Annotated in this window: 19 protein-coding genes; 11 read left to right on the forward strand and 8 right to left on the reverse strand. The window is 68.9% G+C overall.

The genetic code is table 11. The features are described 5' to 3' along the window. Positions 1 to 2: 2 nt before the first annotated feature. Both D7X30_RS28880 and D7X30_RS28885 read right to left on the reverse strand, forming a co-directional pair. Positions 3 to 203 carry a hypothetical protein gene (locus tag D7X30_RS28880; RefSeq protein WP_120566185.1) on the reverse strand — a complete coding sequence of 67 codons (201 nt, stop codon included), beginning with the start codon at positions 201 to 203 and terminating at the stop codon, positions 3 to 5. A 165-nt stretch (positions 204 to 368) separates the two neighbouring features. Then, complete coding sequence (locus D7X30_RS28885; protein ID WP_120566186.1) at positions 369 to 2,447, reverse strand: sodium-translocating pyrophosphatase; 2,079 nt, start codon at positions 2,445 to 2,447, stop codon at positions 369 to 371. A 327-nt stretch (positions 2,448 to 2,774) separates the two neighbouring features. Between D7X30_RS28885 and D7X30_RS28890 the strand changes: the two genes are divergently transcribed. Both D7X30_RS28890 and D7X30_RS28895 read left to right on the forward strand, forming a co-directional pair. After that, on the forward strand, positions 2,775 to 4,274 hold the full coding sequence (locus D7X30_RS28890; protein ID WP_120566187.1) for a DUF1570 domain-containing protein: 1,500 nt from the start codon (positions 2,775 to 2,777) through the stop codon (positions 4,272 to 4,274). 43 nt (positions 4,275 to 4,317) lie between these two features. Beyond that, on the forward strand, positions 4,318 to 7,830 hold the full coding sequence (locus D7X30_RS28895; RefSeq protein WP_120566188.1) for a hypothetical protein: 3,513 nt from the start codon (positions 4,318 to 4,320) through the stop codon (positions 7,828 to 7,830). A 21-nt stretch (positions 7,831 to 7,851) separates the two neighbouring features. Here the strand turns inward: D7X30_RS28895 and D7X30_RS28900 are convergent, their stop codons facing one another. Then, a complete protein-coding gene (locus D7X30_RS28900) occupies positions 7,852 to 9,564 on the reverse strand; it encodes an alpha/beta-hydrolase family protein (RefSeq protein WP_120566189.1) in 1,713 nt (570 codons plus the stop codon). A 171-nt stretch (positions 9,565 to 9,735) separates the two neighbouring features. On the opposite strand from D7X30_RS28900, the gene D7X30_RS28905 reads away from it, so the two are divergent. From D7X30_RS28905 to D7X30_RS28920, 4 genes are all read left to right on the forward strand, one after another. Then, the gene (locus D7X30_RS28905) at positions 9,736 to 10,308 is read left to right on the forward strand and encodes a hypothetical protein (RefSeq protein ID WP_120566190.1); all 573 of its coding nucleotides are present in this window, start codon (positions 9,736 to 9,738) and stop codon (positions 10,306 to 10,308) included. 11 nt (positions 10,309 to 10,319) lie between these two features. Next, positions 10,320 to 11,570: a cytochrome c gene (locus D7X30_RS28910; RefSeq protein ID WP_120566191.1), complete on the forward strand. Its 1,251-nt coding sequence runs from the start codon at positions 10,320 to 10,322 to the stop codon at positions 11,568 to 11,570. Between the two features lie 102 nt (positions 11,571 to 11,672). Next, positions 11,673 to 12,344, forward strand: a complete 672-nt coding sequence (locus D7X30_RS28915; RefSeq protein WP_120566192.1) for an SDR family oxidoreductase — start codon at positions 11,673 to 11,675, stop codon at positions 12,342 to 12,344. After that, entirely contained in the window at positions 12,344 to 13,120 is a 777-nt protein-coding gene (locus tag D7X30_RS28920) for an SDR family NAD(P)-dependent oxidoreductase (RefSeq protein WP_120566193.1), read from the forward strand. The genes D7X30_RS28915 and D7X30_RS28920 overlap by 1 nt, the downstream gene beginning before the upstream one ends. Here the strand turns inward: D7X30_RS28920 and D7X30_RS28925 are convergent. Together D7X30_RS28925 and D7X30_RS28930 are read right to left on the reverse strand one after the other, a co-directional pair. Continuing rightward, entirely contained in the window at positions 13,100 to 13,705 is a 606-nt protein-coding gene (locus D7X30_RS28925; protein ID WP_233591836.1) for a TetR/AcrR family transcriptional regulator, read from the reverse strand. The two genes, D7X30_RS28920 and D7X30_RS28925, sit on opposite strands and share 21 nt — an antisense overlap. 68 nt (positions 13,706 to 13,773) lie before the next feature. Further along, a complete protein-coding gene (locus tag D7X30_RS28930) occupies positions 13,774 to 14,865 on the reverse strand; it encodes a saccharopine dehydrogenase family protein (RefSeq protein WP_120566195.1) in 1,092 nt (363 codons plus the stop codon). Positions 14,866 to 14,984: 119 nt separating this feature from the next. Here D7X30_RS28930 and D7X30_RS28935 point away from each other — a divergent pair, with 119 nt between their 5' ends. Together D7X30_RS28935 and D7X30_RS28940 are read left to right on the forward strand one after the other, a co-directional pair. Beyond that, positions 14,985 to 15,413, forward strand: a complete 429-nt coding sequence (locus D7X30_RS28935) for a DUF3592 domain-containing protein (RefSeq protein ID WP_147443345.1) — start codon at positions 14,985 to 14,987, stop codon at positions 15,411 to 15,413. 41 nt (positions 15,414 to 15,454) lie between these two features. Continuing rightward, on the forward strand, positions 15,455 to 16,156 hold the full coding sequence (locus tag D7X30_RS28940; RefSeq protein ID WP_120566197.1) for a hypothetical protein: 702 nt from the start codon (positions 15,455 to 15,457) through the stop codon (positions 16,154 to 16,156). Positions 16,157 to 16,385: 229 nt separating this feature from the next. Here D7X30_RS28940 and D7X30_RS28945 read toward each other — a convergent pair whose 3' ends face one another. Beyond that, on the reverse strand, positions 16,386 to 16,988 hold the full coding sequence (locus D7X30_RS28945) for a TetR/AcrR family transcriptional regulator (RefSeq protein ID WP_120566198.1): 603 nt from the start codon (positions 16,986 to 16,988) through the stop codon (positions 16,386 to 16,388). A gap of 131 nt (positions 16,989 to 17,119) precedes the next feature. On the opposite strand from D7X30_RS28945, the gene D7X30_RS28950 reads away from it, so the two are divergent. Further along, positions 17,120 to 17,533: a nuclear transport factor 2 family protein gene (locus tag D7X30_RS28950; protein WP_120566234.1), complete on the forward strand. Its 414-nt coding sequence runs from the start codon at positions 17,120 to 17,122 to the stop codon at positions 17,531 to 17,533. A gap of 38 nt (positions 17,534 to 17,571) precedes the next feature. Here D7X30_RS28950 and D7X30_RS28955 read toward each other — a convergent pair whose 3' ends face one another. Together D7X30_RS28955 and D7X30_RS28960 are read right to left on the reverse strand one after the other, a co-directional pair. Further along, positions 17,572 to 19,032 carry a putative metal-binding motif-containing protein gene (locus tag D7X30_RS28955; protein WP_120566199.1) on the reverse strand — a complete coding sequence of 487 codons (1,461 nt, stop codon included), beginning with the start codon at positions 19,030 to 19,032 and terminating at the stop codon, positions 17,572 to 17,574. Further along, a complete protein-coding gene (locus tag D7X30_RS28960) occupies positions 19,029 to 19,793 on the reverse strand; it encodes a hypothetical protein (RefSeq protein ID WP_120566200.1) in 765 nt (254 codons plus the stop codon). Before D7X30_RS28960 ends, D7X30_RS28955 begins: the two co-directional genes overlap by 4 nt. A 206-nt stretch (positions 19,794 to 19,999) precedes the next feature. On the opposite strand from D7X30_RS28960, the gene D7X30_RS28965 reads away from it, so the two are divergent. Then, complete coding sequence (locus tag D7X30_RS28965) at positions 20,000 to 21,259, forward strand: hypothetical protein (RefSeq protein ID WP_120566201.1); 1,260 nt, start codon at positions 20,000 to 20,002, stop codon at positions 21,257 to 21,259. A 258-nt stretch (positions 21,260 to 21,517) separates the two neighbouring features. Continuing rightward, the gene (locus tag D7X30_RS28970; protein WP_147443346.1) at positions 21,518 to 21,925 is read left to right on the forward strand and encodes a hypothetical protein; all 408 of its coding nucleotides are present in this window, start codon (positions 21,518 to 21,520) and stop codon (positions 21,923 to 21,925) included. The last annotated feature ends 246 nt before the right edge of the window (positions 21,926 to 22,171 follow it).

Raw genomic sequence — 22,171 nt, forward strand, 5'->3', positions numbered from 1 at the left:
CCTCAGAGCGCCGCTGGCTGCTCCTGGTGCATCCGGGCCTCCACCTGGCGCTGGATGACCAACAGCTGGTCGAACCTGCTCCTCAGCTCCTCACGCAGCTCGAGCTTGTCGGTGCGGACAATCTCGTCCCGCAGCGCATCAGCGCTTTCGGCCAGCACTGCGTGGAGCAGGTGGATCTGCTGCTGGGAGAACTCCAGGACCATGGGACACCTCATCGTCAGGAGAACAGCGAGCGGCACACACCATGAAGTGTAAGCACGTGCTCGCCCACTGCCCCTGACGCGGCCGGCATTGCCTGGCCGGGTGTCTGGTCTCCTACACCCAGGGTGCGGCGCCCCGAAGCCGGGTGGCCGCACCCCAGGGACGGCTCAGCGCAGCGCGATGAGCGAGGCCACGAGCAGCGACACGACGCTCATGACCTTGATGAGGATGGCCACGCCCGGACCGGACGTGTCCTTGAAGGGGTCGCCCACCATGTCGCCGACGACGGCGGCCTTGTGGACGGCCGAGCCCTTGGCGTGGCCCGGCAGCTTGCCCTTCTCGATGAACTTCTTGGCGTTGTCCCACGCACCGCCCGCGTTGGCCATGTAGAGGGCCATGGTGGCGCCGACGACGAGCGCACCGGCCAGCAGGCCCGCCAGCGCGCCGGGGCCCAGCAGGTAGCCCACCAGCGGCGGGGCGACGATGGCGATGAGGCCCGGGAAGATCATCTCGCGCAGGGCGCCCCGGGTGGCGATGTCGACGATCTTCTTGGGGTCCGGCTCGGCCTTGAGCTCCATCAGGCCGGGGATCTCACGGAACTGACGGCCAATCTCTTCCACGATGGCGCCGGCGGCGCGACCCACCGCGAGCATGGTGGAAGCGCCCACCAGGAACGGGAGGATGGAGCCCAGCAGCAGGCCCACGATGACGTTCGGGTTGGTCAGCTCCAGGCTCATCTCCGCCATGCCGTTGGCGAGGCGCGTGTGGTTGACCTCCAGGTTGAACGCGGAGAACAGCGCGATGACCGTGAGGGTCGCGGAGCCGATGGCGAAGCCCTTGCCGATAGCGGCCGTGGTGTTGCCCACCGCGTCCAGCTCGTCGGTGATGGCGCGCACTTCAGGGCCCAGGCCGGACATCTCGGAGATGCCGCCCGCGTTGTCGGAGATGGGGCCGTACGCGTCCACCGTCATCACGACGGCCGTACCGCCCAGCATGCCCACCGCCGACAGCGCGATGCCGTACAGGCCGAGCGCGCGGTCCGCGATGTAGGCCACCAGGGCGATGGTGGCCATGGAGATGCCCACGCTCTCCATGCCGACGGCGAGGCCGCGGATGAGGTTGGTGCCCGCGCCCGTGATGGAGGCCTCCGCGATGCGCTGCACCGGCGTGGACGACGTGTAGTAGTCCGTGACGAGGCCGATGATGGCACCGCCGAAGGCACCCGCCGCCAGCGCGATGGTGATGTTCTGGGACAGGCCGAACACGTTCATCAGCACGAACGACAGGCCCACCAGGATGACCGGGGGCATGATGAGCGCGCTGCGCAGCACCTGCGCGGGGTTCATGTGCTTGAGCGCGCGGGCGATGAAGATGCTCAGCAGGCTGACCACCAGGCCGATGGCGGACAGCACCAGCGGGAGGATGACGCCGGCCAGCTTCGCGTTGCCCGTCGCGTTCGTGTCCACCACGAGGCGGGAGAGCTCCGTCGCGTTGGCGGTCAGCGCGATGGCCATGGCGGCGACGATGGCGGCCACCATGGACTCGTAGATGTCCGCGCCCATGCCGGCCACGTCGCCCACGTTGTCACCCACGTTGTCGGCGATGACGCCGGGGTTGCGCGGGTCGTCCTCGGGGATGTTCTCAATGACCTTGCCGGCGATGTCGGAGCCCACGTCCGCGGCCTTGGTGTAGATGCCGCCGCCCACGCGCGCGAAGAGCGCGATGGAGCTGGCGCCCACGGCGAACGAGTGGAGGATGGGGGACAGCTCCGGGCTGGAGCGGAACACGTAGTAGACGACGCCCATGCCGATGAGGCCCAGGCCGGCGACGGCGAGGCCCATCACGGCGCCGCCATCCAGGGCGACGAGCAGCGCGTTCGGCTTGGAGCCGGTGCGCGCGGCCTGCGCGGTGCGCACGTTCGCGAACGTCGCGGCCTTCATGCCGATGTAGCCCGCGAGCAGCGACAGGAACGCGCCCGCCACGAAGCTCGCGCTCGCGACCGGGCCCAGCGCCAGACCGATGATGATGGCGACGACCACGCAGTAGACCGCGAGCACCTTGTATTCGCGGACGAGGAACGCCATCGCGCCTTCGCGGATGTAGCCCGCGATGCGGTTCATCGTCGCGTCACCATCCGGGAGACCCTTGACGCGGAAGTAGAAGAACGCAGCGAAGAGCAGACCGACGGCGCCGATGACGCTCGGTGCGATCGCCCAGAATTCAGATTCGAGACTCGACAACTCCATCCGTTCCTCCAGAGCAGTCCCGGGGGCCCCTGACCGCTCACCCTGCGGATCGCTCGCGTGCCGCGCGAAATGTGCGGAGGGCCTATACGTGATTTCAGGGCAAGCGGGGAGCCTCCTCGGAGCGGTCGGCCCCACCGGGGTCCTTGACGCGGGAGGGCCCCTCGGGCGTCGGAAGGGACCACCGGGGCCTGTCGAGTGAACCGAAGTGCCCGGATTCACTGATGAATCATCTCAATTCGGGGGTCCTTCGTGGGGGTCGGAGCGCCCCATGCGTCATGCCGGGGGTGGCTGTCCTTTCACCCGGCGGGTGTGCCAGAAGCCGCGGCCATGGGCATTCGATTGGGGCTCCTGGGATTGGCGTTGACGTTGTTTTCGGGCTGCACGGCGAGCCGGGCCCTGTGTCCGGCCGAGGGTGGGCGGCCCTGGCGCGAGGTGCGCAGCTCGCACTTCCGCGTGCGCACGAACCTGGAGGAACAGGCGGCGGCGAAGAGCGCGCTGGAGCTGGAGGAGTTCCGGCGGGCGCTGCTGCTGGCCTGGGGCGCGGGCTTCGACCCGCCGGGCACGGTGGACGTCATCGTGCTCAGCAACCCCCGCGACCTGGAGGAGTTCACCGACGCGCGCTACGCGGGCTTCGCCGGACAGACGCCCGACGGCCCGCGGATGGTGATGACGGGGGGCGGCGGCTACCTGCTGGCGGACACGACGGGTGACAAGGAGACCCAGGCCCACGAGCTGGCGCACTACCTGAGCGCCTTCGCCCTGCCCCGCCAGCCGCGCTGGATCTCGGAAGGCCTGGCGTCCTACCTGCAGACCGTCACCATCCGGCCCAGCGACCGCAACGTGGTGCTGGGCCGGGCCAGCCCGGCGCTGCTCCAGTACGTGCGCGCGCACGGCTGGCTCACGCTGGACGAGCTGTGGCAGTGGGACGGCAAGACGAACCAGAGCACCGCGGAGCTCCAGCGCCACTACGCCTCGTCGTGGCTGTGGGTGCACTACCTCATCAATGAGCACGGCGAGCGCTTCAGCACCTTCCAGAACCAGCTGGCACGCGGCGAGGACCCCCGGCGCGCCTTCGCGGCGGCCTTCCAGGGAGACAGCTCGTACCAGGCCGCCCTCACGAACTACGTGCAGCTCGGGCGCTACGCCATCTCCACCCAGCCGCTGCCGCCGGTGCCCACGCAAACCCAGACACGCGCCCTGGAGCCCGCGGACGTGCACGTCATCCGCTCCATCCTCTTCACCCAGGCGCCCGGGGACGTGCCGCCGGCCGAACGCCAGCGCAAGGCGGACCTGGAGCTGGAGCAGGCGCTGAAGGAGGACCCGACCCACGTGGAGACCCTCCGGCTGCGGGCCGAGAAGCTGGACAAGGCCGAGCGGCTGAAGCTCGCGCGTGAGCTGGTGGAGAAGCATCCGGAGGATGGGCGCGCGTGGGATCTGCTCGCCACGTCGCTGGAGGCCGAAGGCGACGCGTCCGCCAACCAGGAGCAGGCCCGCCGTCGCGCCGCGGAGCTGCTGCCGGACAGCCCCTCCGTCCAGAACGCCCTGGCCTGGTACTACGTCATCACCGAGCAGCCCCAGAAGGGGCTCGCCCCGGCCCTGCGCGCGGTGCGGCTGATGCCGGGCAACTCGGTCATCCTCAACACCCAGGCGGCGCTGTTCTTCCAGGCCGGGCGCTGCAACGAGGCCGTGGTCATGGGGCGGCGTGCGCTCGACATGCTCCACGAAGGGGTCTCGGATGCGACGCGCCAGGACTTCAAGCGGATCGTCACCGTCTTCGAGACGAAGTGCGTCCCCGCGCCGGCCGCGTCGTCGACGCAGTCGCAATAGCCCCAGTTGACGGAAGGCGGCATGAGACAGCACACCGCGTCTCATGCATCCTCACCGCGCGTCTCGAATTCCCTGGCGGGCCAGCGTCCTGGCCCTGCTCTGCATCAACGTGGCATGTGATTCATTGCCCCCTGCGGAGCCATCCCCACCCTCGCCGCTCGCCACGTCCGAAGCCCGGCTGGATCCGCCGACGCAGTTCTCCGAAGTGGCCTTCGTGGGCACCGCCGCGTGCTCCAACGACTACAGCCGCATCGACAACTGTTACAACGCGGACAACCCCCAGCGCCCCAGCATCTTCCGCGAGCTGTCGGCGGCCTGGCGCCCCTATCGCGCGTCCACCACCACGCCGCTGTCCGTGCGCCCCTCCGCGCTCACCGGCGTGATGCAGCCGTTCCCTCCGTTCGAATACGACAACGGCTGGAACGCGCCGCGCACGCCGGAGACCGCGGACGCATCCCAGGCCATCCAGGTGCTGCCCTTCAACCGGGGCAGCAACGACGGACGGCTCTTCGTGCGCGGCGGCTGCCGTGGCTGCGCTGAGGGCTCCACCCTCTACACCTTCCGGCCGGAGCTGCTGGGCCCGGACTTCCGCTACGACTTCTCCCAGAAGGGCACCCGCTACGCGCAGCCTGGCTGGCAGCCGGGGCTCCATCCCTTCGTCGCCTTCAACCCGATGCCCGGCTACAGCCGGCTCGCGGCGAAGCACAACAATGACTTCCCGGACATGCTCCACAGCACGCTGTGCGAGGACTCCGTTTCGTCGCTGAACGCGGCGGGCCGCGGCCGCAACCCGCTGGCGTGCCGGGCCCGCTACGAGGCCACTTCGCCGTGGGTTTCCGGGGACTGCTACGACATCTCGCTCGTCTACGGAATGGTCGCCTCCGACGGGAAGCGCTGGGAGCTGCGTTCGACGGCGCTCACCGTCTTCGTGCGCAACCCCAAGTTCGCGACGGCGGGAGACTCCGTGGGCGGCGGCGCCCAGAACTGGGGCCTCTGGGTCTACCCACGCAACCCCGAAGGCGAGTCCAAGTCCCTGCCCACCTGGGACCTGCCGCCGTTCCGCCCATTCAACCCCCACGACTCCAACTGGGGCGACATGAGCACCGGCTCCGCGTACAGCGTCCCCGGGGCGCCGGACACCATCGACTGGCCCCGGCTGTTCACCCAGAACCCCAGCTTCCAGTGCTACGCCCCCTTGAGGTTCGGCGGCTTCACCTTCTACGTCCGCAACACCACCGCCTCTGCCCCCAAGTGGTGCCAGTTCTTCGACCGTCAGAGCTTCGCGGGCGACCTGAAGGTGGAGGACGACGAGGACGCCGTCATCGGCAACGGCAGCACGTGGAACGGCATCATCGGAAGCGGGCCCGGTGAGAAGCACCTGGCGATGTTCGAGCCCGCGACCAGCGGCGATGGCCGGATGCTCATCCTGAACATGGGCGGCCTCTATTACGCGTCCTCGGACGCCGTCTGCCAGGCCGCGAGCTGGAGCCACTTCAAGCCCATCAGCATGATGCCCATGGACCCGACGGTGAACACCCGCTACGAGCTGGCCCGCTCGCAGGTCATCAACGGCCAGCCGCGCAACTTCCGCGACACGCTGGGCAACCCCATCCCCTTCGGCGTGCGCAACCAGGGCGCGTACGCGTGGCTGGACCGCGAGGGCAAGAACCTGTTCTTCGCGGCGAAGAACAACCCCCATGACGGCTACTACGCGCGGCAGGTGTTGAGGGAGGATCGCTCAACGCCCTACTCCTTCCTCGATCAGCTGTGGAGCGCTCCCGCCTCCGACGCGGACCGGGCCCGCTTCAATCCGGACCGCGCGCCGGCGCAGGCCATCAGCGTGCTGGGGGCCTGGACGCACGGCAAGGCCGTCATCCTGGACAACGGCATGAGCATCACCGACCTGGGGGGCAACAGCGAGGACCGCTACCAGCGCACCTATTCCCTGCGCCTCTACGCGGGCGCGGACCTGTCCCTGTCGCCCAAGGGCAGCTCGCAGCTGTTCTCCTTCGAGAACCAGCTCAACACCTTCAATGCCTTGCGGCCCACGCTCCCGTTCGACGTGGTGTGGAACTTCCAATCCAACACCCAGCGCAACTCCGAGGTGGCCTTCGACGACTACCTCAACAAGCGCGCCTTCGTGGTGGCGCACATGAACGCGGCCATGCGCATGGACGTGTCTCCGGAAGGCCCGCAGCGCGCGGAGACCTTCCCGCAGGATGGCTTCATGCCCACCCGCAACGCGTGGGCCTACGTGCGCGGAGGCGACATCGCGGACTTCCGCTTCATGCGCAACCCGCTGGCGCAGAACGCGGCCACGGGCAGCCCGGTGTTCGGCACGGATGGGCCGCAGCCCCCGGGCTCCGTCCGGCTGCGGGGCGGCGCGCGCATCGAACCGGTGGCCCTGGGCGGCGTCAGCGGCAAGGGTGTCTGGCTGGATGGCCGCAATGACTTCATGGACATGGGCTACCCGGTGGACGGCTCGCGCCGCGACTGGCTGTTCGGCATCTGGCTGGACTCCCGGATGGATGCGCCGTTCGTCCCCCGGCCCGGCGCCGTCGTACGCACGGTGCCTCGCACGCTGTTCTACTTCTCCGACAACTCGTGGGTGGGCCTGGTGCAGGCGGTCGACGGCTACTCCAACACGTGGCACGAGCTCACCGGCTACAACGGCCAGACGGGCTCCACGTTCAGCGTCAACCTGGGTTCGCTGGTGCAGCCCGGCAAATACTTTCACTTCGGCATGAAGGTCTACACCCTCGCCGGGCAGCGGAAGCTCACGTTCTACATCAACGGCACGGCGCACACGTCGCTGACCGTGGCGCCCTACGACGTGGGCTTCGACCCGATGTACAACTCCATGAACGGCTGGACGTGGATGACGGTCGGCGACCCGGGGCCCAGCTTCGTCCCGGGCCAGACGCGGCTGCCCTTCCATGGTTGGGTGGATGAGCTGCGCATCTACGCGCTGTCCCCCGGGGATTCGGTGCGGCCCTGGGTGGAGGAGCTGCTGTGCAACCAGGCGCTGGGAACGACCGTGGACCTGACCTACCGCGCTTCGGAGGTGTACTCGCCGGTGCTGGAGACGCTGCGCTCACGTTCGTACCAATACCCGCTCACGTCGGGCCGGTCCCTGTGTGAGCAACTGCGGCTGCAGTCCTACGTGGAGCCGCTGGACTACCCGGCCCAGTCTGGCGAGCACCTGTGCATCGACCGTGTGCACAAGAACCCCCACTCCGTGCAGCAGTGGCGCGAGCGCTGTCTGCGTCCGTCGATGATGGTCATGCCCCATCTGGAGGCCGACCTGCCTCGCCCGGACTCCAGCAGCAACGCCTTCTGTCAGTCGTGCCACACGTCCAGCGCGCCGCTGCCGGGCCTGCGGATGGGTGCCCTCACCGCTGGCGGCGTCAACCGCTACCAGGATCCACGCCGCCAGCCGATGAACGTTCCAGCGGTCCTGGGCGGGGCCGTACCGCCCTGGCTGCTCGTGCGCATGGACCAACCGGACAGCACCTTCACGTTGGATCACCACTTCGACTGGCTCAACGCGCCGTAAGCGCGGTAGAGCCTCCTCCGCTCAGTCGTTCTTCGAGGCCTCCCGCGCGAGGAGGAGGTCCCGCAGCCGCGCCGTCTGGTCCGCGCTCCAGCCTTCGGGCCGCAGGAGCGCGGCCCAGCCGTCCACGTGCTCGGCGGTGTAGACGTGGCCGTGGCCCGCGGGCACCTCCATGCCCAGGGGAAGGTCCGCCGTCACCTGCCAGAACGTGACGAAGGGGATCCACACCATCTGGCCCAGCACGTCATCACCTCGCGGCTCTCGCAGCCAGTCCGGCCGCTTCACCAGGAGCCGGGGACTCCACCAGATGATGGGGTCGGAGGGATGCAGCAGGTACAGCACACGCGAGTCTCCCCACGGCGCGGACGCGGGCGGGATGTCGGTCCCCGGCCGGCGGCTGAAGCGGACGATGCGGCCCTGCCGGTAGATGGGCTCCACCTCGGGGCTGCCCGGGTCGCGGTGGTCGGTGAACGCGCGATACAGGGTGTTGAAGTTCGGCGGCCCCACGAAGAGCACTCCGTCGGTGCGGTTGGCCAGGTCCCGCTCGCCGCTGAACGCGGTCTCTCCGCCGTAGGAGCCCAGGCTCTCTCCGAAGACCAGCAGCTTCGGGCGCTGGCCGGGAGGAAGCCGCGACCAGCGCTCATGGACTTCGTCGAAGAGCGCCCGGCCTGATTCCCGGGCCCGCGCCTGATCCACCAGGACGGAGAGCCACGACCACAGATGCGAGTACTGCATGGCGACGATCGCGGAGTCGCCGCCGGTCATGTACTCGAAGGCATCCACGGCCTCCGGCACCACCCAGCCACTGCCCGTGGTCGTCACCACCAGCAGGTACGCGCGATCGAAGCCGCCGGCCCGCTCCAGGTCGTCGACCGCGAGCGCCGCGCGGGCCTCCGCGTCCGGCGCGGATGCATAGCCCGCGTACGCGCGGATCGGCTCCTTCACCGCCGTGCCATGGAAGCGGGAGAGCTCTTCGACCGAAGGCCCGCGTCCGATGAAGTTGCGCCCTTCCCTTCCCAGGGAATGCCACGGGATGCGTGAGCCCGCGCCTCCGGAGCGCAATGCGGTGCTCGGTGGCACCACGCCCTCGTCGGTCATCGTGTCCTGCACCTCCAGGGTGCGGTCCGCCGCGGCGATGAGCCCGTCCCACAGCAAGCCGCTGGCCACCAGCGCGGTGAGCACCACGACGGCCAGTCCGCTCGTCGCCCGGGCCGCGCGAGGCCCGATGTGCCGAGCAAGTCGCGTGGCCAACGCACGGGACACGCCACGCAGGCCACGACCCACGGCGATGATCACGAAGAAGAAGACCGCCGCGACGAAGGGAGCGAGCAGATATCCCGCGCGGCCCGGCGAGGGCATGCCCATGAGCTCCCGCAGGCGCTGTTGCCAATGCCAGCCGAGCACCAGCGCGCCCGCCAGCGCCACGGCGGCAACAATGAAAAAGCCCTGCCATGCGCGACGATGGGGCTCCCTGGCAGGGCGGTCCGCGAACTCCCGCCAGAGCCAGGCGCCCAGGCACCCGAGCCCATAACCGATGGCCGCGCTGAGGCCGCTGACGAACCCCTGGAACGGCCCGCTGCGCGGCAGCAGGGACGGAGTGAAAGCCAGACAGGCGAAGAGGAGCGCCACCCAGGCCCCCGGCAACGTGTAGCGGAGCCAGCGCGGCCAGGTCCGGCTGGCACGTCGGGTATGGCGCACCGCGACGGGTTGCTCGGCGTGGGTGAGGAAGTGCTCCATGCGAACTCCCCGCGGGTGCGCCAGCTCTCCAGGGCGCACTCCCGAGGGTAGGCCCCAAGACCGCTCCCCGGCAGCGTGCGCACGCCGTGCCCGGCTCCATGACTGCCAATGGGTCCGGCCGCCGGGTGGGCCCGCTCGCACTCACAGCGAAGTGCCTGATAGCCTTACCGGATGCTTCCCCGAGCCCTCGCTCCCATCCTGTTCGGTGCTCCGGTCCTCTGGCCGCTGCGTGCGCTCGCCTGCATCAATTCGATGGATGACGCCCCCAAGGACTTCAGTCAGTCCTACTGGGTGGACCTGTTCGTCTGGAGCGTGGGCGCGGTGTTCATGAACCGCGTCATCCTGCGCAACGTCTGGGGCCCGGCCGTGAAGGGACAGCCGGAGGCAGCGCGCCGGGGCTTCTTCCTGCTCGTCGGCGTCGCGCTCATCCTGCTGCTGGAAGCGGTCTCGGTGGGAGGGCCGCTGCTCAACTTCAGCGCGAGCGACTTCTCCGCGTGCGCGATGAGAACTCCCAACCTGGTGTTGCTGGTGGCCAGCCCCGTGGTGCTCTTCCTCATGCAGGCGGCGTTCTTCCACGGGCCAGGCAAACGGAGGTTCGGCGACACGGGAACCCGGCCGCTCGTGGCCCTGGTGCTCACGTCCGTGGTGCTGGTGCTGGGATTGGGAATGGCCCAGGAGCACATCATCCTCCCGAATCTCTGCGACAACAGGACGCTCGGACTCGTGGACAACAGCGGTTACTGATCCACCCCCTCGTGGCCGTGCGCTCGTTTCCGTTTGCCTCGCTCGCGGGCCTTGCCCTCGTGGTGGCCGTGGCCGGTGGTGGCTACGTGCTCGTCCGTGACGCGGACGTGCTGGCGCTGCGCCTGCCGACGCGGGTGCTCGCTCCCACGAAGCCCTCACCGGCGACGCCACGGGAGGCCGTGGAGCATTTCCAGTGCAATCGCTGTCACGTGGTCCCCGGGCTCGAACCAGTGTCCGCGCGCTTGAGCGAGAACTGCGTCACGTGCCACCAGGCCATCACCGCGGGGCGGCTGGACCTCTGGTACAAGCAGGCGGAGGTCGAGCGGTGGAAGGGACACCTCACGCACCTGGTGAGGACCCCGGACCTCGGCTCGCTGGGACAGCGGGTCAAGCGCGAGTGGCTGGTCTCCTGGCTCCAGGCACCGCACGTGGTGAGGCCGCTCTACGGCGCGACCATGCCCCGGATGAAGGTGGGCCCGAAGGACGCGGAGCTGCTCGCGGACTTCTTCGCGGTGACCGAGGAGGAGTCGGCGGAACCCGCGCGAGGTGATGTGGAGGCGGGCCGGGCGCTCTACGCAGAGCACGCATGCGCGAGCTGTCACTACCGGGGGGACTTCCCGCTCGCGTCCCTGCGCTATGGCGCGCCGGAGTTCCACAGCCCCTCGGCCAGGAGGCGGGCCCCGGATCTGCGCCACGTGCGCGACCGCATGTCCCTGGCGCAGCTGCGGAACTGGCTGACGGATCCGCACCGCATCCTCCCTGACACGGAGATGCCCACCTTCCCGTTCACCCCGAAGCAGGTCGAGGATCTGGCGACCTTCCTGCGCGAGCCCCTGCCCCAGCTGGCGGCCACGCCACGCCCCCGGTACCAACCCCGGAGGCTGGAGCGCGAGGTCCACTACCCGGAGGTGGCGCAAAAGCTCTCACGGCACCTCTGCTTCCACTGTCACTCCGACCTGCGGCGGCCCGGAGATCAGGGGCCCGGGAACACAGGCGGCTTCGGCTACGACGGGGCCTCGCTCGACCTGGCCACGCGGGCCGGCATCGTCCGGGGCATCAAGCGCGACGGCCAGTTCCGCGGGCTCCCGGATCGGCTGGAGGATGGGACGCCCCGACTGGTGGCCGCGCTGCTCGCACGGCAGGGAGAGCTGGACGGGCACTTCCAGCCGGGAGTGCTGGGCATGCCCCTGGGCCTGCCGCCCATTCCCGAAGAGGAGATCGATCTCATCTCCACGTGGATCGAACAGGGCGCGCCCGAATAGCCCGAGAGCGGATTCGCACCTCGCCTCTGCGTATTCCTCCTTGGCTCGCTTTCCATGGACTACCCTGTCCATGGGGATGAACCCGGGGGAGAGGCACGGCGCTTGAGCATTCGGAATGTCATTGTCATCGGAGGCACGGGCGACATCGGACGCGCCGTCGTCCACAAGCTGCGCGCGGAGGGCCTGCGCGTGGTGTGCGCCGCGAGTGACGTGACGACGGAGACCTCGGACTGCCTGCACGTGGATGTCACGCGCGAGGACTCAGTGGTGGCGCTGTTCAAGCGGGCGGAGGCGGAGACGGGCCCCATCGAGGTCCTGGTCAACTGCGCGGGCGTCGGAGTCTTCACGCCGCTCCACGAGACGTCCCTCGAGGACTGGAACCGGATGATGGACGTGAACCTCACGGGCACGTTCCTGTGCGCGCGCGAGGCCTTCCGGCGGCTGAAGTCCCGAGGCGGCGGGCGGATCATCCACATCGGGTCCGTGAGCGACCACCTCACGCTGCCCATGAACGGGGCCTACGCCGCGACGAAGCATGGCGTTCGTGGGCTGACCGGCGTCCTGAACGAGGAGGGCAAGGCGTTCGGCATCCGCGCCACCCTGCTGTCGCTCGGCGCCGTCTACACCACCTTCTGGAGGTCGCGGCCGGAGTTCAGTCCGGCCGACATGCTCGCCGTGGAGGACGTGGCCCAGTGCATCTGGGAGATCGCGATCAAGCCCCCGAACGTGCGGGTCGACGAGATGCGCCTCGTCCCGCCGCGGGGGGTCCTCTGATGAAGACGCAGCCGAAGGCACCTGTCGCCGTCGTCACCGGGGCCAGCCGCGGGATTGGAGCGGCCATCGCCACCCTGCTGTCCCGGAACGGGTTCGAGGTGGTCCTGGTGTCCCGCGATGTCGCCGCGCTGGAGCAACTCCAGAAGCAGTTGAGCGCGGACGGGGGCCACGCGTGGCCGCTGGCCTGTGACGTCGCGAACAGGGACGAGGTGGAGTCAGCGCTCGGAAGGCTCGAAGCGAAGGTGGGCGTGCCCCAGGTGCTCGTGAACAACGCGGGCCTGGGTGGGCCGTTTCATCGCGCGGACGAGGTGAGCGTCGCCGAGTGGGATCTGCTGTTCGGCGTGAACGTGGAGGGCGTGCGCAACCTGTGTCAGTGGGCGCTGCCGCGAATGAAGACGGAAGGCCATGGGCGCATCGTGAACGTCGCGTCCATCATGGGCCTCTTCGGTGGCGCCCAGTCGTCCACCTACGCGGCCACCAAGCACGCGCTCGTGGGCTACTCGAAGGCCATCGCCGCGGAGTGGGGAGCCTACGGCATCACCTGCAACGCGGTCTGTCCTGGCTACATCGAGACAGACATGCTGGCGAAGGCACCGTCCGCCTCACGCCAGCGCTTGCAGGAGCGAATCCCAGCGAAGCGCTTCGGAACGCCAGAAGAGGTGGCGGGTCTGGTGGCCTTCCTCGTGGGGCCCGCTGGCGGCTACGTCAACGGGAGCGCCCTGGTGATGGACGGTGGGCTGTCGTCCCATCTGGCGTCAGACCTGCCGTCGTTCTGAGTCTGGAAGCAGCACCTGCTCCAGCAGCACGCGCAGCTCCTGCTCCAGTCCTGGCACCGATGCGCCGCGCAGATTCCCGCCGCCCCGGAAGAGGGAAAGGCCTTCGAAGAGGGCGACCAGCAGTGCCGCTCTCCGCTCCCTGCGTGCCGGGGTGATTTCGGGGGACAGCTCCCGCAGCAGCTCCACGACGCCCGCGCGATAGCCGGCGTAGAAGACCGCGAGCGCGTCGGCGACCATGGCGTCCCTCGCGGCCATCGCCCACAGCTCCGCGAAGAACTGGCAGGCGTGGGGTGAGTCCTGGTCCTCCAGGATGGCGTCCACGGCGAGCCGGAGCCGCTGCGCCGGTTCGCTTCCGCCACCCGCCATCCGCTCGCGAACCCGCTGGAGGGCCTGCTCCAGGTAGCGCGCCAACAGTGCCCGAACCACGTCCTGCTTGGTGGGGAAGTAGTACTGGAGATTGCCCAGGCTCACCCCCGCACGCTGGGCCACGACGCGCAGGCTGAGGCCCGCGTAGCCGTCACCGGCCAGGACCTCCATGGTCGCGTCGAGGATGCGCTCCACGCGCTCGGTGCCCTTGGCATGCACCGCGGTCCCCTTCCGGGGGCTCGCCGAGGGAAGTGTCCCAGGGGTCTTCCTGCTCGTGCGGCGGGTCATCACGCCGCCTCGCGCGCAAGACGCTCGTCGATGCGGACCTCGACGCCGCAGGCACGCAGGGTGGCCAGCGTCTCCTCGGGCCGGGACTCATGCTCCGGGAACCACACGCCCGGGAGTGGCGGCGGCGCGCCATCCAATCCCAGGAGCCGCTCAGCGCCCAGCAACGCTCCGACGGCGGTGAGGTGGGCCTGTCCCAGGGGATCCACGACCTCGATGCGGACCTGCCCCCGCTCGCCCTCCACGTCCGCCACCCACGCGGCTTCGCCCCCCGTGTTGCTGCCGGTGAGCAGCGTCCGGCGCAGTGGCGTCCAACGGGGATGCTGGAGCAGCCGAAGGATGCCCAGCCGCTGGAGCGCGACAAGCGTCCAGGTCGCGAAGCCGGAGTCGAAGCCCAGCCGCGTCGTCACCGTCCGCGCGCCCAGCACGCGGGGCAGCGTCGCCTGTTCGGGCGTGTCGAGCCGGAAGACCCGGGTGTGGCGTCCATCGGAGAACCTCACCCGCCGGCCGTCCGTCAGCGGCAGCACCTGCCGCTCCTGCCCGTCCTCCGTCACCTCGAAGGACAGGCCCAGCCGGTCCATGTACTCCAACGAGTCCGGCCCGGCCTGATCCGCGAGCGCGAAGCGGATGGCCACCTCCACACGCTCCAGTGGCCCCACCGTCCGCGCCGCCATCGCCACGAGGCGAGGAACCAGCCCCGCCATCCACGCGGATCCGAGCAACACCGGCGCGCCCGGCGTCGCACCGGAGAGCCGCAGCACCGTGGCCTTCAACCGGGACGTCCACCGGGTGATGTCCAGCACGGGCACCCCGGCGCGCGACGCCGCCAGCAACAGCGTGTCCTCCGGGTCATTGACCAGGGACAGCACGGCCCGGGGCTTCCCACCCAGCGCCGCCAACGCCTGGGGCGAGCGGACATCCAGCGCGACGCCCTCCGCCCGCCCCAGACGCACGGCCAGTTCCCTGGCGGGCGCTTCCCGGCGCCCTGCGATGAGCAGCGGCAGGTCCGGGTGACGCTCCCTCAGCAACAAGGCGAGCTGCGCCCCCACCACCCCATAGCCCCCCACCAGCACGACACGACCCTCGGACTCCATGGCGACTCCCTTTCATGACCCGCCACGGATATAGGTCGAATGACCTATTTTTTCACGACATTCGACTTCGCGCGGATGGTTGATTCGACCTCCGCGCACCCGTCATGTTGGGGGACACCATGAGCTTGACGATGCTGATCTGCCTGCTGGCGGTCTTCACGGGAGGCCCCGCCCTCTTCCTGAGCGTCCTCTCCCACTACCGCCGCCTGACCGTGCGGCTGGAGCAGCACGGGCTGCGCGCCCAGGGCAAGGTGGTCAGGGTCAACGAGGGCCGGGGCAAACCGAGCACCGTCTACTACGCCTTCCGTCCGCCGGAGGGCCCGGAGCTCAGCGGCAAGTTCGACGAGGCGACCTCGGTGGCCTCCCAGCGGCTCCCGGGCTCTCCCGTCGACATCCTCTACCTGGCGGAAGCGCCGGAACAACACATGGCCGTGGGCATGGGCTTCACGCGGGGGCTCTACCTCCTGGTGATGGTCCCCCTGGTGGGGTTCGCCATCACCGGCGTCCTGAGCGTGCTGCACGCCTACTTCACCCAATTGAATAAATAGTTCCATTCCACGTCAGGGGGTCATTCCACCGAAAGGCCCCCATGCGCAGGAAGCTCGCCGCCCTCCTCCCGCTGTGTCTGTTGGCGTCCGGCTGTGAGAATTCACAGCACGCGCAACGGCTGGAGCGGCGCGAAGCCATCCGTGAGGCCCATCTGCGGAGTCTCCGAGGCGCCGCGACCGGCTTCGAGGACACCCGCTGGAGCATGAGCCCCGACGAGGTTCGGGCACGCTACCCCGAGGCGGTCGTCGTGGATGGCGGCGGGCTCGAACTTCAGTCAGAGCGCTGGGACATGCCCGCGACGATCCGCTTCTCCTTCGCGCAGGAGAAGCTCGCGACGGTGACCCTCTACCTCGGCGCCCCTGGGGACCTTCGAGAGGCCCACCGGGGCGTCGCGAGCATGCTCCAAACGAAGTACGGCGAGCCGGATGAAGCCCGGGACTCGGCGGAGGATGCCGCCCGTCAGCGGGCCGTGTTGAGTGCGCTCGCCGGTCTCGCCTTCGCCGCCGAAACCATCCAGGCGGTCCAGGAGCTGCGGCCCGTGGACGCCTCATCCCTGGAGCAGATGAACGAGCGGGCATGGATGGATTCCGAGGACGCGTATTGGGATACCCAGGAGTACACCCTGCTCAGCAAGTGGAACACCTCCGCGACGAAGGTCCATCTCCTCGGGAGGCGCGTGGGTGGCCAGCAGGGCCTGTCACTCTCTTACGTGAGCACGGTGCTACGGGCAGGCTCCATTTAGGGGGCCCTCGCCACATCGAGACAACCCCACCTACTCCTTGCGAGGGATTGTGTTGGACATTCAATCGTCCAATCCTGTTCAGGTGGAGCGCCCGCGACGGCAGCGCGACTTGAACCGAAGGCGGTCGCGATTCGCACCCTTCTTGCGGAGTACGCTGACAACGGGTGCAGGGGCTGATGATGAATGTCCTCGTACAGGACTGCGAGTTCATCGATATCTAGGATTGCGGTCAACGTTTCGCGGTCGGCCGCATGCCGTCAAAGAGAAGGGTGAGCGCGCGCTGGCGGAATGATTCGCTCCACTCATCAGTGAGCGCTTCCTGGCAGATGGCCGCGAGCAGGGCGATCAGCTCGGCGGGGAGCAGGTCTTCGCGGACGGTGCCCGCCTTCTGGGCGCGTTCGAGCAGCAAATCGATGCCGGGCCGGAGGCGGGCCAACGCGTCGCCGACGCGGACCCGGACCCCGGTTTCAGCGAGTCGGGCGAACACCTCCCTGTTTCGGGCGCTGATCGCCATGACGCGGGCGCAGAACTCGAACAGGGCGGTGACCGCGTCCTGATTGTCGACCATCGCGTCGACTTCCGTGATGAGTCGATCCATCAGGTGCATCACCACGGCTTGGAGCAGCTCGGGTTTGGTTGGGAAGTGCCGGAACACGGTGCCAATCGCGACGCCGGCGTGCGCGGCCACGGCCTCGGTCGAGGCCGATGCACCCTGCTCGGCGAACACGGCCTCGGCCGCATCCAGGATGCGCGCGCGATTGCGGCGGGCATCAGCACGAACGGGTCGTTCACCCGCACCGCCGCCCGCGGGCGGCCCACCCTCTCGCTCCATCAGCCGTCCCTCCTTGCAAAAGTGAGTCAGACTCACTATCAATCCTGAGTCGCACTCATCTTATCCCGGGAGGCACGACCATGTCACAGTCGGCGAAGGGGGCCGCAAGTCCTCTCACCATCTACCGGTGCATGCAGGAAGCACTCCTCGGGGAAGGCGCGACGCTCCTCCCAGCGGAGCTGTTGGCCGAAGATGTCGTGGTCGAGACCCCGTTCTCCCCTCCAGGCATGCGACGTCATGAGGGCCGCGAGGCGTGGCTGGCGTTCTACCGAGCCAGAAGCGCGGTCCTGCCGATCCGTTTCGAGCAGTTCCGCGAACTGGCGACTCATCAGACCGGCGACCCCGAGGTCATCGTCGTCGAATACGAGCTGGCTGGGACGGTCACCACCACCGGCCTGCGCGCCTCGGCGACCCTCATCGGCGTGCTGCGGGTCCGCGACGGCCTGATCCAGCACTGGCGCGAGTACCAAGACGTCCTGGCGATCAGCGAGGCGCTGAAACTCACGCCCGAGGACCTTGGCGGAGCCGGCACGCCCTCCCTGTAGCGCTCGGCTGTGCCTGCCCCAGATTCGGTCGCCGCGTCCTACGGCGCCCAGGGTCCCCAATAGAACCCGGTCCCATCCTCGGTGGCGCTCCACAGCTCGTCCGACGACAACCCTTCGAGGGTCGTGAAGCCCTGGGTGCCGTTGAGGAAGTCCGGCCACGCCACTCCGTCGAAGCGGACGAGGTCGTCCGTGTCCAGGTGCGCGAAGACAACGCCTTGTCCGAAAGACACCACGTCCAGCAGGTCGGGCGCGACGCCGCCATCCACGTAGATGGGATACGGAGGCTTCGTGCTCCAGGTGCCCGCCGCACGCTCCAGGAACAGCCCCTGATCTCCGCCGGCATAAGCAAGGCCCGGTGCCACCACGTGCACGGCTTGCAGGGCGACCTGCCCCTGGGACGGCTGCGGCAGCGTCTCCCGCAGCCACGGGCCTCCGTCCGCGTTGACGTGGAATGCGACGGGACCGTTGCCCGTGGTGCCCACGGTGATGAGCGTTCGCGGGTCGAAGCCATGAATGGAGCGCAAGTCCGCGTCCACGTGCGCCACCCGCTGGGGCTCCGCCGGGTAGTCCCAGCGGAGGATGTCCCCGGTCTCGCTCACCGCGTAGAGCGTCGTGCCTCCGTCCGCCTCGAAGCCCACGAGGTCCTGGATGGCCGCCCCGCCCCCGTCAAAGGACGTCAGCGTGCAGGGCTCCGCGGCGGCCAGCGACCGCGTGGCGAGCTGCCCCGTCCAGGAGCCCATGAACACACGCCCGTCACTCGGCCGCGCCCACGCGGTGGACCAGGCGCCGTGGCAGTCGGTGAACGGCTGTACGTCGAAGCCACCATCGCTCACCCGACGAACGTGGGCGAGCACGTCGTTGCTGTCGCTCACGAGCCAGGCCTGACCGCGCGCATGCGGCGCCACGTCGCGGAAGCTCGCTCCCGGCAGGGGCTCGGTCGTCCTCCATTTGACGCCATCACAGACGGGCACCGGGTCCTGGCGGCCGTCACAGTTGTTGTCCAGGAAGTCGCAGCGCTCCTCCACGCCCGGAGAGATGGAGACGGAGTGGTCGTCACAGTCCGTCCCCCGGGTGGCGGTGCTCACGTAGCCATCCCCATCTTCGTCGCGCGCGCTCAACGTCAGCTCGACGCGGGTGGTGTCCTCCTCGGGAACCGCCACCTGCGAGGACGCGGTAGCCACCTCCTGACCCGCGCACGAGCGCTCGCGGGCGGAGGCCGTCACCTTCACGGTGTCGCTCCACCCGGTGCGACGAACGAAGCCCACCTCCCCCGCTCCCTCGGGCACCGGCAGCTCGAAGGTCCTGGAGGCATCCTCCGCGTCCACCACTCGCAGCGTGACGCAGCCAGGACGGAAGCCGTCGTAGGTCAGCCGGACCTGGACATGGCAGGGATGGCTCGCGTCGCATCCGCTGGGGCGCTCCGCTTCGAGCTCGTCGATGTCCGGCACCGTGCAGGTGATGCAGAGCAACCCGAGTCCCACTGCCACGGCGCGCTTCATGGAGAGACCTCCGTCCGCGGCGATGGCGAGTCGCCCGTGAGAAGCCAGGTGACCGCGGCTCCGGCGGCGGCGGTGACGGCTGCGCCCAACAGGATGTTGGCCGCGAGCGCCTGTCCCCGCGCGCTGTCCAGGTGCGCGGTCCGGTCGCTGTAGAAAGCCTCCTCGCGCGCGGCGTTCACGTTGCTCCGCGACTGGAGGCCCACGTAGCTACCAATGCCCCCGAGCACCACGCCTCCGCCCAGCAAGGCGAGCGGAAGCACGGGCATGGAGCGCGTGCGGTGCACCGCCTCCTGCGCCGGTGCCGGAACGAGACCGGGCGACGGCGCGGGCGCAGGCTGCGCATCCGCTATCGCGACCGGCGCGTCCGGAGGTGGCCGGGGACTGCGCGCCAGCTCCCGCTGTACGTTCCTGCGCACCTCCTCGAAGTCGCGTGACACCTTGGGCGACACCTTCACCGGAAGGCTCGCGTCGGGCACCAGCGACAGCCCCTCCTTGAAGGAGGCCAGGGACTCCTGACGGCGCCCCAGGTCCGCGAGCACGATGCCCCGGAGGATGGCCACCCTGCCCCGCTCTCCGCCGTCACGCGCCACGGCCTTCGCCGCGTCGAGTTGTTCGAGCGAGTGCTCGTAGTCGAGGTCCTCGTAGGCCCGGGACGCGGCGGACATCCGGGCCTGGAAGTCAGGGCCCGACGCGGCCACCGGCTGACTCCAGGCAGGCGACACCAGCATCAGCGCGACGCCGAGCACGATTCGCAGGTCCATGGGCGCGGAAGATACCACCCGCCTCCCGGCCGGAGTGCCTCGCGGCGCTATTTTGACACCACAGCATGTTTGTCATTGGCACTGGAATCAATGCCACCGGGCACCAGGCGGAAACAAGAATTCATAGCTAAATCCGACTACACAGCAAATGCGATAGAGTGGTTCAGGCCGGCTTGATGCTGGCCCTTGAACTCCAAAGGAAGGGTATGTCCAAGCTCCAGAAGACCTTGCTGACGGCGTCCGTGGCCCTGTTGGGATTGAACGGGTGTGGTGGCGATGAAGGCGTGGAGGGGCCGGCGGGCGCCCTGCCGGAGGAGGTGGCCCTGGCCCAGGGTGTCGTCGCGCAGGCGGCGCCCGGGTGTCTGGTTTCTGACGTGGACACCGACGGCGACGGCGTCTGCGACAAGGTGGAGGCGCAGTTCGGCACCAACCCGCAAAGCACCGACACGGACGGCGACCGCCTGAGCGACTACGCGGAGCTGTTCGGTTCCGGCGGCGTGAACCTGCCGACATTGGGCGCCAACGCGCGCCGCAAGGACATCTTCATCGAGGCGGACTACTACGCCAACCGTAAGCCCACGCAGGGCGCGCTCAACCGGATCATCACCGCGTTCGCCAACGCGCCGGTGTCCAACCCGGACGGCAGCACGGGCATCAACCTGCACATCCTGCTGGACCAGCAGATCGCCACGGCGGACGCGGATCCGGACCTGAACCCGGTGTGGACGGACTTCGACACGATCAAGGCGAAGTACTTCGCCGCCGCCCGCGCGCCGTTCTTCCACTACATGCTCTTCGCCAACACCTACAGCGGGGGCACCTCCAGCGGCATCTCGCGAGGCATCCCTGCCCATGACTTCATCGTGACGCTGGGCGGCTGGTCCACCCCAGGCGGCACGGAGGCGCAGCAGGCAGGGACGCTCATGCACGAACTGGGGCACAACATCGGCCTGCGCCACGGTGGAACCGACAATGCCAACTACAAGCCCAACTACCTGAGCATCATGAACTACGAGTATCAGGTGTATGGCTTCACCGTCAGCGGCGCGGCGAATGTGTTCGACTATTCGCGCGTACGCGTCGCGTCCTTCAGCGAAGCGGCCATCAACGAGGTCGCGGCCTTCACGCCCGTGGCCCCCACCACGGAGGCGGACCTGGCGAAGATTGGCGGGCTGCGCTTCGTCAACGTCCAGGTCGCCGGCAACGCGAGCGCCAACCTGGACATGAACGCCAACGGCAGCATCCAGGCGGCCTCATACGCTCGGGACCTCAACCGCGACGGCAGCAGCGCCACGGTGTTCCCCGCGGCGCAGAACGACTGGGCGGTCATGGTGTTCGACGGAGGCGGCTCCATTGGCGACAGCGCGCTGGGCACCGCACGCACGCTGGACCGGGCAGAGCCCTTCCTCGTCACGCCTGAGAAGATTGAGCCCTGCCTCACCGAGGACCAGTTCCTCGCCCGGTAGTCCCGAACCGGGAAGGTTTGCACACGTCCGCGAAGCCGCGGTGCCCAAGCGAATTTCCATCAGGCCCGGCGTTCATGTGACTGCGGGGCCGCGTTGGGGCGTCGCCGTGAAGCCGCATGAACGCGGGGAGCGACGGACACCTGGTGAAGACCTGGGGGCGCGAGCGCGGAGCCGCCGCCCAGCAACAGCGCGCAGGGCACGCAACTGCACGGCACGGGGTGCTTCGAGTCCATCAACATCCCGCTGGCGACCGTGGAGGTGCCAGCGCCTCCCGCTGGCGTGGGATGCGTCGTCGTTCGGCGCGCTGCGCATGGAGGGCCCCTGCTCACCCCGAAGCTGCCCGCGAACATCCGCAAGCGCATGGGGACGCGCATCAAGCCGCTATACCGCTGCGCCAACAGCCATGGGCGCTACCTGCTGACCGACACGTCCACCTGCGACGGCGCCTCCCTCAAAATGGTGAACGGGGACCAGGGCATCGAGGGCTTCCTGTACAGCGCAGTGGACAGCGACAGCCCAGGTCAGCGGCGGCCACTGAAGCTGTGGAAGCACTCGCAGCTGGCGGGCGTCTTCGCCACATCCACCCAGGCCCCGGCCGGGTTCATCCACGTCCGGGACCTGGGCTTCCTGCCCTCGGTGGGCCAGCTGCCGGGCCGCGACCTCTGAGCCGGGTTTCTCATTGGAGCAACCCTCCTATGGCCCGTCAGCCTTACCCGTGCTGTCATGGGTTGCCATGACAGCCGTAGTCGCCTTCCGCCGAGCCGCGAGTGTTGCTGTCGTCTTCGCCCTCATCGGGTGCGGGTCCGCCACTGTCGGCGGTGGAGGAAGTCCGGCGCGCGCGAAGTGGGTCGGGTCGGTCATGACGCCGGACGGCGGTCAACTCCGGACGACCATCTACTATGGTCCCTGGCA

Source organism: Corallococcus sp. AB011P (assembly GCF_003611605.1).
Lineage (GTDB): Bacteria > Myxococcota > Myxococcia > Myxococcales > Myxococcaceae > Corallococcus > Corallococcus coralloides.